At 70.8% G+C, this 12,130-nt stretch carries 13 protein-coding genes; 7 read left to right on the top strand and 6 right to left on the bottom strand.

Annotated features, from left to right (window positions below):
* Positions 1-34: 34 nt before the first annotated feature.
* Positions 35-487, top strand: coding sequence for a DUF2871 domain-containing protein (locus tag AB0300_RS07400; protein WP_025102774.1), 453 nt, complete (start codon positions 35-37; stop codon positions 485-487).
* Between the two features lie 3 nt (positions 488-490).
* On the opposite strand, the gene cycA is transcribed toward AB0300_RS07400, so the two are convergent.
* On the bottom strand, positions 491-1,954 hold the full coding sequence (cycA, locus tag AB0300_RS07395; RefSeq protein ID WP_238695705.1) for a D-serine/D-alanine/glycine transporter: 1,464 nt from the start codon (positions 1,952-1,954) through the stop codon (positions 491-493).
* A 176-nt stretch (positions 1,955-2,130) separates the two neighbouring features.
* On the opposite strand from cycA, the gene AB0300_RS07390 reads away from it, so the two are divergent.
* Positions 2,131-3,603 (top strand): MATE family efflux transporter, encoded by a 1,473-nt coding sequence (locus tag AB0300_RS07390; RefSeq protein WP_366215754.1) that lies wholly within the window; start codon positions 2,131-2,133, stop codon positions 3,601-3,603.
* A 113-nt stretch (positions 3,604-3,716) separates the two neighbouring features.
* Entirely contained in the window at positions 3,717-4,118 is a 402-nt protein-coding gene (locus tag AB0300_RS07385; protein WP_139833269.1) for a hypothetical protein, read from the top strand.
* 3 nt (positions 4,119-4,121) lie between these two features.
* Here the strand turns inward: AB0300_RS07385 and AB0300_RS07380 are convergent, their stop codons facing one another.
* Both AB0300_RS07380 and AB0300_RS07375 read right to left on the bottom strand, forming a co-directional pair.
* A complete protein-coding gene (locus AB0300_RS07380) occupies positions 4,122-5,789 on the bottom strand; it encodes an AMP-binding protein (RefSeq protein ID WP_366215863.1) in 1,668 nt (555 codons plus the stop codon).
* 84 nt (positions 5,790-5,873) lie between these two features.
* On the bottom strand, positions 5,874-6,341 hold the full coding sequence (locus tag AB0300_RS07375) for an Lrp/AsnC family transcriptional regulator (protein ID WP_025102769.1): 468 nt from the start codon (positions 6,339-6,341) through the stop codon (positions 5,874-5,876).
* A 112-nt stretch (positions 6,342-6,453) separates the two neighbouring features.
* Between AB0300_RS07375 and AB0300_RS07370 the strand changes: the two genes are divergently transcribed.
* Complete coding sequence (locus tag AB0300_RS07370) at positions 6,454-7,692, top strand: PLP-dependent aspartate aminotransferase family protein (protein WP_366215753.1); 1,239 nt, start codon at positions 6,454-6,456, stop codon at positions 7,690-7,692.
* Between the two features lie 150 nt (positions 7,693-7,842).
* Positions 7,843-9,249 carry a hypothetical protein gene (locus tag AB0300_RS07365; RefSeq protein WP_366215752.1) on the top strand — a complete coding sequence of 469 codons (1,407 nt, stop codon included), beginning with the start codon at positions 7,843-7,845 and terminating at the stop codon, positions 9,247-9,249.
* A gap of 94 nt (positions 9,250-9,343) precedes the next feature.
* Here AB0300_RS07365 and AB0300_RS07360 read toward each other — a convergent pair whose 3' ends face one another.
* Entirely contained in the window at positions 9,344-9,814 is a 471-nt protein-coding gene (locus AB0300_RS07360; protein ID WP_081811533.1) for a hotdog domain-containing protein, read from the bottom strand.
* Between the two features lie 136 nt (positions 9,815-9,950).
* On the opposite strand from AB0300_RS07360, the gene AB0300_RS07355 reads away from it, so the two are divergent.
* Entirely contained in the window at positions 9,951-10,565 is a 615-nt protein-coding gene (locus AB0300_RS07355; RefSeq protein WP_366215751.1) for an ATP-dependent Clp protease proteolytic subunit, read from the top strand.
* Positions 10,562-11,164 carry an ATP-dependent Clp protease proteolytic subunit gene (locus tag AB0300_RS07350; protein WP_366215750.1) on the top strand — a complete coding sequence of 201 codons (603 nt, stop codon included), beginning with the start codon at positions 10,562-10,564 and terminating at the stop codon, positions 11,162-11,164. The genes AB0300_RS07355 and AB0300_RS07350 overlap by 4 nt, the downstream gene beginning before the upstream one ends.
* A 70-nt stretch (positions 11,165-11,234) precedes the next feature.
* On the opposite strand, the gene AB0300_RS07345 is transcribed toward AB0300_RS07350, so the two are convergent.
* A complete protein-coding gene (locus AB0300_RS07345) occupies positions 11,235-11,585 on the bottom strand; it encodes a helix-turn-helix transcriptional regulator (protein WP_062637860.1) in 351 nt (116 codons plus the stop codon).
* A 62-nt stretch (positions 11,586-11,647) separates the two neighbouring features.
* Complete coding sequence (locus tag AB0300_RS07340; RefSeq protein ID WP_062767021.1) at positions 11,648-12,118, bottom strand: MarR family transcriptional regulator; 471 nt, start codon at positions 12,116-12,118, stop codon at positions 11,648-11,650.
* Positions 12,119-12,130 lie beyond the last annotated feature (12 nt).

Here is a 12,130-nt window from a genome sequence, read left to right as displayed (position 1 = left end):
ACGGCGAGGCTGGAGGCAGACAGAAAGGACTCCCATGCGCAGGCTCTTCACCGCCGCGTTCGCCTCCATGCTGGTGGGCGTCGCCTCCGGACTCTTCTACCGTGAGTTCACCAAGATCAACGGCTTCCCGGAGGGGGCGCCGACGCAGCTCGGACTCGTGCACACGCATCTGCTCGTGCTGGGCTTCGTCGTCTTCCTCGTGGTGATGCTCCTGGAGAAGGCTTTCGCGCTCTCCGAGAGCCGGCTGTTCGGCTGGTTCTTCTGGACCTACACCGCCGGGCTCGTGCTGACCTCGGCGATGCTCGTCTGGCACGGCTGCCTCACGGTGCTCGGCCAGGAGTCGACGAAGATGATCGCCGGCATCGCGGGCGTGGGGCACATGCTGCTCGCCGCCGGCATGGTGCTGCTGTTCCTCGCGCTCCGCCCCCGCGTCTTCGCCCCGAAGGTCGCGGCCGCACGGCCCGCGACCCTCGAGTCGGTCGCCTGACGCTCAGTCGGCCGGGATCGTGTCGTCGCGCAGGTACGCGATGTGCGCGGCGTGGCGCTCCAGGTGGTGCGGCGACTTCCGCACGAACAGCCAGGCGACGATGAGGATCGCGAACCAGATCGGTGTCACGAGCAGGGCGATCAGGGTGTCCGGCTGAGTGGTCAGCGCCCAGAGGATGAACAGGAAGAACGCGAGCACCACGAACACCATGAACACGCCGCCCGGCATCGTGAACGCCGAGGTCGCCGCCTTCTCCGGACGCCGGCGCCGGTACACGAGGTAGCTGCAGAGGAAGATCGTCCACACGAACATGAAGCACACGGCCGACACCGTGGTGACCATCTCGAACGCCGTGCCGATGTCCTTGCCCGCGTAGAGCAGCACGACGCCGGACAGCAGCAGGATGCAGGACAGGAACAGGGCGTTCTGCGGCACGCGGCGCTTCGAGAGCCGGCCGAAGAACCGGGGGGCGTCGCCGTCCTGCGCCAGCCCGAAGACCATGCGCGAGGTGGAGTAGATGCCGGAGTTCGCGCTGGACATCGCGGAGGTCAGCACCACGAGGTTGACGACGGTGGCGGCGATGCCCAGTCCGGCGAGGGCGAACATCGCGATGAAGGGGCTCTCGCCGGCGACGTACTCGGTCCACGGCGTGACGGACATGAGGATGATGAGCGCGCCCACGTAGAACAGCAGGACCCGGATCGGGATGGCGTTGATGGCCTTAGGAAGGTTGCGCTTCGGGTCCTTCGTCTCCGCGGCGGCCGTGCCGACGAGCTCGATCCCGACGAACGCGAACACCGCGATCTGGAAGCCGGCGACGAAGCCGAGGAAGCCGTGCGGGAACATGCCGCCGTGCTCCCACAGGTTGGCGAAGCTCGCGGTGCCGGCGTCGTGCGAGAAGCCGGTGAGGATCATGACGAGACCGGTCACGATGAGGGCGACGATCGCGACGATCTTGATGAGCGCGAACCAGAACTCCATCTCGCCGAACGCCGCGACGGTGGGCAGGTTGAGCGCCAGGAGGATCACGACCACGAGGAGGCCGGGGATCCACAGCGGGATGCCGGGGATGAGCGCATCGGTGTACCCCGCGATCGCGATCACGTCGGCCACGCCCGTGACCACCCAGCAGAACCAGTACGTCCAGCCGGTGAAGAAGCCCGCCCACGGGCCGAGCAGGTCGCTCGCGAAGTCGCTGAACGACTTGTACTTGAGGTTCGACAGCAGCAGCTCGCCCATCGCCCGCATGACGAAGAACAGCATGAACCCGATGATCATGTAGACGAAGATCACGGAGGGGCCGGCGACGGAGATCGTCTTGCCGCTGCCCATGAACAGGCCCGTGCCGATCGCCCCGCCGATCGCGAGCAGCTGGATGTGCCGGTTGCTGAGCGCGCGCCGCAGGTGCTCCTCGCCTCCGGCTGCGGTCTGCCCCTGGCGGATGGCCCCCGTGTCTTCCTTCGTCACGCTCATCTCCTCCGGTCGTCCTCGACTGATGCAGAGTAACCACCGGGGCCCGCTCGTCCGAAATCGACGCCCCGGCGACGGCAATCCGGCCCGGGGTGTTCCGTTCGCCCGAAACGATTCGATAAACTGGGCGCACCCCCGATCCATCCCCTCTTTCCCTGCGAGCCCCTTCCTTCATGGCCACCACCCTCACCACGGGCCGTCCGTGGCGCGTCATCCTCGCCTTCTCGATCCCGCTGCTGCTCGGCAACGTCGTGCAGCAGCTCTACCAGTTCGCCGACGCGATCGTCGTCGGACGCCATCTCGGCGTCCAGTCCCTCGCCGCCGTCGGCGCGACGGGCAGCCTGCTCTTCCTCCTCCTCGGCTTCGCCTGGGGTCTCACGAGCGGCTTCGCGATCCCCATCGCCCAGGCCTTCGGTGCGCGCGACGACACCGCCGTGCGCCGCTCGGTCGCGACGGGCGTGCTCCTCAGCGGCATCACGAGCGTGGTCCTCACGGTGGTCGCGCCGCTCATCGCCGGGCCGATCCTCGCGCTGCTGCAGACGCCGCCCGAGCTCATGGCCGAGGCGACGGTGTTCACGCAGATCAGCTTCCTCGGCGCGGGCGCGACGATGTTCTTCAACTACCTCTCCGCCATCATCCGCGCCATCGGCGACTCGAAGACCCCGCTGGTGTTCCTCACGGTCTCCTGTGCACTCAACGTCGGCCTCGTCGTGCTCATGGTCGGTCCGCTGGAGTGGGGCGTCGCGGGTGCCGCGCTCGCCACCGTGGTCGCACAGGCCGTCTCGGTGATCCTCTGCCTGGAGTTCGTGCGCCGGCGGCTGCCCATGCTGCACCTGCGTCGTTCGGACTGGCGCATCTCCCGCACGGACATCGCCGACCACCTGCGCCTCGGCCTCCCCATGGGCTTCCAGGCCTCGATCATCGCGATCGGGACCCTCACGGTGCAGGTCGCGCTCAACACGCTCGGCGCCGACGCGGTCGCGGCCTATACGACGGCGTCCCGCGTGGACAGCCTGGCGGTCGCCCTGCTCTCCTCGCTCGGGCTCGCCGTGTCGATGTACGCGGCGCAGAACCACGGTGGACGCCGCCCCGACCGCATCCGGCGCGGCGTGGTCGAGGCCACCTGGATGGCGGTCGCCGCGGCGATCGTCCTCGGCGGGCTGCTCATCGCGTTCGGCGCGCCGATGGTCCGGCTGTTCGTCGGCGACGGCTCGGACGACGTCGTCGACATGGCGCACCGCATGCTCATCATCAACGGCTGCGGCTACTGGGCGCTCGGCATGCTCTTCGTGCTCCGCGGCGCGCTGCAGGGGCTCGGCCACACGCTGGTGCCGACGGTCACCGGCGTGATCGAGCTCGTGATGCGCGTCGTCGCCGCGGTCGTCCTCGGGGCGATGATCGGGTTCGACGGCGTGGCTCTCAGCAACCCGCTCGCCTGGGTGGGCGCGATCGTGCTCCTCGTGCCGGCCTACGTCAAGGCGCATCGCGCGCTCGCGACGCAACCCGTGGCCCCGGCCGAGGCCACGGAGACCTCCGCGATCGCGATCGTCGGCCCCACCGACGGCTCGATGGTGGTCGACGCAGTCGTCACCCGCCCGGTCCGCGTCGTGCGCCCCCGCCGGCTGCGGTGGCCGGTCCGGCGCTGATCCGCGATATCCACCGGAAGGATGACCCGGATCGGACTTGAGACGGATGGCCTTCCGGAGAGACACTTCTAATGTCGAAGGTGCGGAGGGGTTCCGCCGGACGGGGGGTCGTCATGACGACATTGGGAGTGGCCAGAGACCTGGCCGCCATTCTGGTACCGATCGGATACGTGGGTGCGGCGCTCGCCGCGGTCTGCGCGATCGTGGCCGCGATCGCGATCATCCGCGGAGCCGGGGGGCTCGCGGGCGGCGCGGTCGGACTGTGGATCGTGTGCGCGCTGATGAGCTTCACCGCGAGCTTCGCGAATCAGTGGCTTCCGCTGATCGCGGCGGGCGCGTCGCTCGTGGGCATGCTCGTGATCGGCGGGATCGTGCGCGCGATGCTCACGGCCGGCGGCTTCGAGTCGCGACGCCGGGCCGCGCGCGTGAAGCCGGCGCCGTCGACCACGACGACGGCCACGCTCAAGACCGGCTCGACCGCGACGCCCACGGCACCGGTCGCCGTCATCTCCTAGCGCTCAGCGGTAGTCGCGGTCGCGGTGCTGCCGCGCCTCGTCGCCCGCGGCCACGCGGGCGCTCTCGCGTGCCCGCAGCTCGACGCGGCGGATCTTCCCGGAGATCGTCTTCGGCAGCTCGGGCACGAACTCGATGATCCGCACCCACAGGTGCGAGGACAGCCGTTCGTGCGCGTAGCCGAACACGGCGCGCGCGGCGGCGGCCTCGTCCGCGCCCGCGTCCGGCGTCAGGCACACGTACGCCTTCGGGACCGCCAGGCGCGTGGGGTCGGGGCTGGGGATGACGGCCGCTTCGACGACGAGGTCGTGCTCCAGCAGCACGGACTCGAGCTCGAACGGCGAGATCTTGTAGTCGGAGGCCTTGAACACGTCGTCGGAGCGTCCGATGTAGGTCAGGTAGCCGTCGGCGTCGCGCACGGCGATGTCTCCGGTGTGATGGAAGCCCCCGGCCCGCGACTCCGCGGTCTTCTCCGGATCGTCGTAGTACCCCGCCATGAGGCCGAGCGGCGGCTGCGCGAGGTCGAGCGCGATCTCGCCCTCGTCCTCCACGACCTCGCCCGTCGACGGATCGAGCAGCACGACCGGGTACCCGGGCAGCGGACGGCCCATCGATCCCACCTTGACCGTCTGCCCCGGGGAGTTGCCGATGCAGGCGGTCATCTCGGTCTGGCCGAAGCCGTCGCGGATCGTGCCGCCCCACGCCTCGCGCACCCGGTCGATGACCTCGGGGTTCAGCGGCTCTCCGGCGCCGACGAGCTCGCGCGGAGGGTGCGCGAGCCGCGAGAGGTCGGCTTGGAGGAGCATGCGCCAGACCGTGGGCGGGGCGCAGAACGTCGAGACGTGGTGGGTGTCCATGACCTCCATGAGCGTGTTCGCGTCGAAGCGGTCGTAGTTGTAGACGAACACCGTCGCCTCGGCCAGGAACGGCGAGTAGAAGCTCGACCAGGCGTGCTTTGCCCACCCGGGGGAGGAGATGTTGAGGTGCACGTCGTCCGGGCGCACGCCGAGCCACCACATCGTGGAGAGGTGGCCGACGGGGTAGGAGACGTGGGTGTGCTGCACGAGCTTCGGGCGGTTCGTCGTGCCGGACGTGAAGTACAGCAGGGCCGTGTCGCCGGCGGGCGTCGGGCCGTCCGGAACGAACTCCTCGGTGGTGGCGGCGGCGTCCGCGAACCGCTTCCAGTCCGCAGGCAGCGACGCGCCGACCCCGATGCGCAGCACCGCGGGGTCGATCCCCTCGAGGCGGTCGGCCAGGCTGCCGAGGGTGACGACGGCGCCGGCGCGGCCGTGCTCGATCCGGTACGCGAGGTCGGAGGCCGACAGCAGCGTCGAGGTCGGGATCGACACCGCGCCCAGCTTCGTGATCGCGAGCATCACCTCCCACAGCTCGATCGTGTTGTTGAGCATGACGATCACGTGGTCGCCGCGGCCGATGCCGAGGCCGCGCAACCAGGCGGCGACCTGGTCGGACCGGGCGGAGAGCTCGCCGTACGTCCAGGAGCGGAGGCTGAGGTCGGCCTCGACGATCTGCACGGCCGGACGGTCGGGGTTCTCCCCGGCGACGACGTCGAACCACTCGAGCGCGAAGTTGAATTCGGCGAGGTTCGGCCAGGCGAACTCGCGCCGCGCGGCGTCGTAGTCCGTGGCGTGCGTGAAGAGGAGGTCCCTCATCCCGCGGATCGCTTCGGTGGCGGGGGTGGCACGACGGCTCATGGTGCTCCTTTGCAACGGCGTCCCTCCATCCTGCCCCCTCGTTCAGCGGGGGAGGAAACCCGTGCCGTCGCGGAGCTCGAACACGAGCTGGGTCTCGGTGCCGCGGACGACGGGGTGGACGGTGATGTGCTCGAGCACGATGTCGCGCAGGGCTGTCGCATCCTGGACGGCGACGTGCACGAGGAAGTCGTCCACCCCGGCGACGTGGAACACCTGGAGCACGCGGGGGATCGCGACGAGCGCGTCGAAGAGCGCCGTGACCTTGGGCCCGGTGTGATGCGCGAGGCGGACCTTGATGATCGCCTGCAGGGGGTAGCCGAGGGCGGAGCCGTCGAGGCGGACGCGCGTGTCGCGGATGACTCCGCGCTCGCGCAGGCCGCGGATCCGGTGGGCGCAGGTGGATTCCGCGAGTCCGAGGCGGTGGGCCAGAGCCTTGTTGGTGACGGCCGCGTCGCGACTCAGGGCGGCGAGCAGCTCCAGGTCGATCTCGTCGAGTTGCGCTTTCGCCAACGTGCCCTCCTCGGTGCGGCCGGATGTTGCACAGAATAGCGAGGATCCGGGATTCGATGAGTTGTTCTGTCGAAGACCAGCGAGAACCCCGCGATTCGGCCAGCGTGGAGGGATGACCGCACCGCTGCATCCCGACACCCTGGCCGTCCACAGCGGCCGTGCCGACCTCGAGGCGCTCGGGGTCCACGCCCTGCCGATCGACCTCTCCACGACGAATCCGCTGCCCGACGTCGAGCGCGGCGGTGACTCGTACGAGGCGATGGCGACCGGGGGCCGCCCGCCGCAGGACGGCAGCATGGTCTACGCCCGCCTCTGGAATCCGACGGTCGCGCGCTTCGAGGATGCGCTCGCCGAGCTGGAGCACGCCGAGGCCGCCGTCGCCTTCGGCTCCGGGATGGCGGCCATGACCGCCGTGATCCTCGCGCACACGGGTGCCACGGGAGCGCGGCACGTCGTCGCGGTGCGTCCGCTCTACGGAGGGACCGACCACCTGCTCGGGTCCGGTCTGCTCGGCGTGGAGACGACGTACTGCCGTCCCGACGAGGTCGCCGCCGCGCTGCGCGCCGACACCGGACTCGTCGTCGTGGAGACACCGGCGAACCCGACCCTCGAGGTCACGGACATCGCCGAGGTCGTGCGGCAGGCGGGGAGCGTGCCGGTCGTGGTCGACAACACGTTCGCGACCCCCGTGCTGCAGAACCCGATCGATCACGGCGCGGCGATGTCGCTGCACAGCGCCACCAAATACCTCGGCGGCCACGGTGATGTCATCGCCGGCGTCGTCGCCTGTGACGAGACGACCGCGGAGGCGCTGCGTCGCGTGCGTGCGGTGACCGGGGGGCTCCTGCACCCGCTCGGCGCGTACCTGCTGCACCGCGGTCTCACGACCCTGCCGGTCCGCGTGCGGCACCAGCAGGAGAGCGCTCGTCGCATCGTGCAGTGGCTGGTCGATCGGCCCGAGGTCGCCGAGGTCTTCTATCCCGGGCTCGACGGGGATCCGCGCGGCATCCTGGAACGGCAGCTCCGCGGGCCGGGGGCGATGATCGCGTTGCGGCTGCGCGGCGGCTATGCAGCGGCCGCAGCGGTGGCCGGAGCGACCCGCCTCTTCACGCACGCCGTGTCGCTCGGGGGCGTGGACTCCCTCATCCAGCACCCCGCCGCGCTCACGCACCGCCCGGTCCCCGCGGAGGCGCGTCCCGCCGCCGACGTCCTGCGTCTGTCCATCGGCCTCGAGGACGTCGACGATCTCCTCGCCGACCTCGCGAACGCCTTCGCCACTCTCGCCGACCCACCCCTTTCCGTGCGACCCACCCCCGAAAATGCGTCACATATGGGGGTGGCTCGCACATAAGGGGCCGGATCGGCGATTGTGTGAGGGCGACAAGAAACTGAGTACCACCGTAGATGGCACTTGGTACCTGGCGGCAAAACCGGGGGGTCGCGGAGAGGGCGGGCCTACAGTCGCGGGTGGCAACGACGCCACTGACCTCGGGAGTCCTCAATGACGAGTGAAAAGACCCACGCGCACGGCCTCGGCATGCGCATCACCGTGATCGTCCTCAGCCTTCTGCTGGCGGCGATGGTGCTGTTGTTCTTCGCCACGATGAGTAAGGTGTCCGCGGGCGCCTCGGAACTCGCGGACGGCACCACCACCGCGCAGGGGGGATCCGCGGACCTCGCCGCCGGAGCCGCCGACCTCGCCGCGGGGGCCGACGAGCTGGCCGCGGGCACGCAGGATCTCGCGACAGGCACCGCGACGGCGCAGCAGGGATCGGCGAAACTCAGTGACGGCGCGACGACCGCCGCCGCGGGCGCCACCACGCTCGCGGAGAGTGCGGGCACCCTCGCCGCGGGAGCCGCCACGGCCCTCGACGGTGCGGGACGGGTGAGCGGCGGAGCCCAGACGGCGCTCGCCGGATCGCAGGAGCTCGCGGCGAAGATGGCGGCGGCGGACGCCGGGGCCCGGCAGCTCGTCGACGGCGCGACCACTCTCGCCGCCGGTGTCGACGGCGCGCACCGGTACGCGAACGGTGTGCTCGAGGGGGCGACGACCCTCAGCACCACCCTGCGCGCCGGAGTGAGTGCCGATGTGCAGAAACTCGCCCATCCGGAGACGAAGGCCCTGCTGACGGGCGTCGCCACGAGCGCTCCCGGCAATGCGCGGACGCTCGCCGCGGGTCTGCAGGGTCTCCTCGCCGCACACCCTGATGACGTGCAGCTCCAGCAGCTCGCGGCGCTCGCCGCCGGCGTCGAGAAGCAGGTCGGCGCGCTGGCCGCCCCCGCCGCGGCTGCTCCGGGCCTCGCACAGGGACTCATCGGCGCCGCCGACGGCTCCGCTCGTGTCACGGCCGGCGTCGGTGCGCTCATCAACGGCGACACCTCGAAGGGCTGGCCGGGAACCGTGGCGCTGGTCTCCCCGAAGGGCGCTCCCGCCCTCGTCGCCGGAGCGCAGACGCTGCAGGACGGCACCTCCCGGCTCGCGGCGGGCGCGGCGGATCTCTCGTCCGGGCTCCAGACCCTCTCGACCGGAGCATCGTCGCTGTACTCCGGCACCGCGGAGCTCAGCGCCGGCGCGGCGCGGCTCGACGAGGGTGCCGGGACTCTGGCCACGGGCGTCGGGGCGCTGCAGTCGGGTGCCGGTGACCTCCGGTCCGGGATGACCGAACTCCGTACCGGCGCCGACGCGGTCGCCGAGGGGTCCGGCACCCTCGCGGTCGGAAGCGCGAAGCTCGACGCGGGTGCCGCCGATCTTGCGGCGGGCAACGGACGCATCGCCGACGGCTCCGGCACCCTCGCGACGGCCACGGCCGGCGCCGCACCGTCCCTGCTCCCGTGGATCCTCGGGATCGGTCTGGTCGGCCTGATCGCGATCGGCTTCTGGATCGGCCACCGCGTCACCCACCGCTGACCGTCGACCCACCCCCTTCCGTACGACCCACCCCCATAAATGACGCACTTTCGGGGGTGGGTCGACCTCAAGGGGGTGGGTCGGCGAGAGCCGGTCAGCGCTTCGGGAGGGGGATCGTGCCGGTGGCGATGCGCTCGGTGGGCATGCGGTCGCGATCGTAGGTGATCTCGTCGTAGCCGTGCGGGGTGGGCAGGCCGTCCTCGCCGATGCTGACGAACACGATCTCGTCGATGGTGAGGATGCGCTTGCGCGTGATCATGTTGCGCGCGACGGCGCGCATCGTGAGCGAGGTCGTGCCGAAACGGGTGGCCTGCAGTCCGATCTCGATGAGGTCGCCCTGCACCGCCGACGCCTCGAACGTGATGGCGGAGATGTGCCGGGTGACGACGCGGTAGTTGCCGAGCTGCACGATCGCGTAGATCGCGGCCTCCTCGTCGATCCACTTCAGCAGGCTTCCGCCGAACAGCGTGCCGTTCGCGTTGAGGTCTTCCGGGCGCACCCACTTGCGGGTGCGGAAGTTCAGGCCGTCCTCGGACTGCCATGCGGGTGCTTTCTGTTTCGCCATGCCCCGAGGCTAGGCGGGTCGTGCGTCGGCGGTGTTACGTCGCGTTTTCCGGCGGGTGCACACGCCGCCGCCCACAGCGGATCTGCTCCGGGCGGATTCGCTCCCGCCGGCGCCGGGGGAGCCGGATGCTGGGGTCATGAGCGAAGACAAACCTCTCCCGCAGTTCGGCCCCGAGGCCCGACGCGCCCTGTTCCACGAGCGGGTGCTCGTCCTCGACGGCGCCCTCGACGACGACAACGGCACCCTCCTGATGACGCAGATCCTCGGCCTCTCCGCCGAGGATCCGGCGGCCGACATCGCCCTCTGGATCCACTCGCCCGGCGGGTCCGTGCCGTCGATGCTGGCGATCCGCGACCTCATGCACCTCATCCCGAACGACGTCTCCACCCTCGCCCTCGGTCTCGCCTGCAGCGCCGGGCAGTTCCTGCTCTCCGCGGGGACGAAGGGCAAGCGGCGCGCTCTCCCGCACGCGCGGATCCTCATGCACCAGGGCTCGGCGGGGATCGGCGGATCGGCGGTGGAGATCGAGGCACAGGCCGACGACCTCCGGCACATGCGCGACACCGTCCTCGGCCTCATCGCCGACGACACCGGTCAGCCCCTCGCGCGGATCTTCGAGGACTCCCTCCATGACCGCTGGTACACCGCCGACGAGGCGCAGGACTACGGGTTCATCGACGAGATCGTGCAGTCGACGGCGGAGATCCTGCCGCGTCGTCGTGCGCGGGTGGGACTGGGGGCGGACGCATGAGCAGCTACACGATCCCGAACGTCATCGCCCAGCATCCTCGGGGTGAGCGGGTCATGGACGTGTACTCGCATCTGCTCGCCGAGCGGGTCATCTACCTCGGCACCGGCATCGACGCGGGGGTGGCCAACGCCCTCATCGCGCAGCTCCTGCACCTCGACGCGGACAGCCCGGAGACCGGCGTCCAGTTCTACATCAACAGCGAGGGCGGGGATCCCGGTGCCGCGCTGGCGATCTACGACACCATGCAGCACATCCATCCGCGGATCGCGACGACGTGCGTCGGGCAGGCCATCGGTCCGGCCGCCCTGCTGGTCGCGGCGGGAGCGCCGGGGGAGCGGGCGGCCCTCGCCCACGCGCGCATCGTGCTGCATCAGCCGGCCGGTCAGTCGCGCGGAGCCATCCCGGACCTCATCCTCGCGGCCGACGAGGTCGTGCGGGTGCGCGCGGACATGGAGACGATCCTGGGTCGGCACACCGGCCGCTCCCTCGCGGAGCTCCGCGCCGACACCGACCGGGACCGGGTCTTCACCGCCGCCGCCGCCCTCGACTACGGCCTCATCGACACTGTGCTCGGTCCCCGTGATCCGGAGGCACGATGAAGTGACGGGTGCACGACGGATCTCCAGGATCCGTCGTGCACCCGGACTCCGGTCGTGCAGGGGAAACGGGTCAGGCGGCGAGGGCGAAGGCGCCGCGGGAGGCCGACACCACCGCCGCGGCGGGGGTGGCCTGACGAAGCTCCTCGGCGACCGCGCTCGTGAGCTCCACGAGGGTGGCGTCCAGGGCCCCGGCGATCGCGGCGATCATCTCGCTGGACGGTTCCTTCCGGCCGCGCTCGACCTCGGAGAGGTACTGCGGCGAGACCCCGGCCTTCTCCGCGGTCTCGCTGAGCGTCTCGCCGCGGTCATGGCGCCGCCGCCGGAGCTGATCCCCGAGCAGGTCGCGCCACAGCGGTTCGGGGCCGTTCGACGGCGGACGGACGGGATGCGGGGCGCGGGGGAACGGGACGATGTCGGCCATGCCTCACGATAAGCCGCCGTCTGTGCGGCGATCGAGGCGTTCTGCTCAGAGCAGAACGCCTCTCACAGCGCCGCCGTGACGCCGGGAAGCAGCGCGCCCAGGATGTCCTGCAGCCGCTGCCGATCCTCCGCGGACAGCGGGTCGAGGATGAGCTCGCGGATCTGGGCGACGTGGACGGGTGCGGCCGCCCGGAGCATCTCCCGCCCCGCCGGGGTCAGCGTCGCGGAGAGCGTGCGCTTGTCCGTGGAGCACGACGTCCGCTCCACCCACCCGCGCTCCTCCAGGGAGTCCAGGGCGTGGCTCAGCCGCGACCGGCTGAGTCCGGCGATGCGCGCGAGCTCGGTCATGGTGACGGCCTCCTCGCCCTGCCCGGCGAGGGTCACGAGGATCGCGTAGCGGGCGTGGTTCAGGCCCACCTCGTCCTTCAGCGCCCGGTCGAGGACCTGGGGCAGCAGTTGGACGAACCGGATGATCGGGAGCCACGTCGCGAGCTCGTCGTCGTCGAGCCGCCGCGGGTGCCGCGTCTCGCTCATGTCGTGCTCCTC

Source organism: Microbacterium sp. NPDC078814 (assembly GCF_040702645.1).
Lineage (GTDB): Bacteria > Actinomycetota > Actinomycetes > Actinomycetales > Microbacteriaceae > Microbacterium.
The sequence above is the reverse complement of the archived record's forward strand: the minus strand, read 5'-3'. Positions and strand labels throughout refer to the sequence as shown.

Bases quoted from the DNA above. Each gene is read 5' to 3' on its own strand.
- AB0300_RS07400 (WP_025102774.1), top strand. From the start codon at position 35: ATGCGCAGGCTCTTCACCGCCGCGTTCGCCTCCATGCTGGTGGGCGTC.
- AB0300_RS07390 (WP_366215754.1), top strand. From the start codon at position 2,131: ATGGCCACCACCCTCACCACGGGCCGTCCGTGGCGCGTCATCCTCGCC.
- AB0300_RS07385 (WP_139833269.1), top strand. From the start codon at position 3,717: ATGACGACATTGGGAGTGGCCAGAGACCTGGCCGCCATTCTGGTACCG.
- AB0300_RS07380 (WP_366215863.1), bottom strand. From the start codon at position 5,789: ATGAGGGACCTCCTCTTCACGCACGCCACGGACTACGACGCCGCGCGG.
- AB0300_RS07370 (WP_366215753.1), top strand. From the start codon at position 6,454: ATGACCGCACCGCTGCATCCCGACACCCTGGCCGTCCACAGCGGCCGT.
- AB0300_RS07365 (WP_366215752.1), top strand. From the start codon at position 7,843: ATGACGAGTGAAAAGACCCACGCGCACGGCCTCGGCATGCGCATCACC.
- AB0300_RS07360 (WP_081811533.1), bottom strand. From the start codon at position 9,814: ATGGCGAAACAGAAAGCACCCGCATGGCAGTCCGAGGACGGCCTGAAC.
- AB0300_RS07355 (WP_366215751.1), top strand. From the start codon at position 9,951: ATGAGCGAAGACAAACCTCTCCCGCAGTTCGGCCCCGAGGCCCGACGC.
- AB0300_RS07350 (WP_366215750.1), top strand. From the start codon at position 10,562: ATGAGCAGCTACACGATCCCGAACGTCATCGCCCAGCATCCTCGGGGT.
- AB0300_RS07345 (WP_062637860.1), bottom strand. From the start codon at position 11,585: ATGGCCGACATCGTCCCGTTCCCCCGCGCCCCGCATCCCGTCCGTCCG.
- AB0300_RS07340 (WP_062767021.1), bottom strand. From the start codon at position 12,118: ATGAGCGAGACGCGGCACCCGCGGCGGCTCGACGACGACGAGCTCGCG.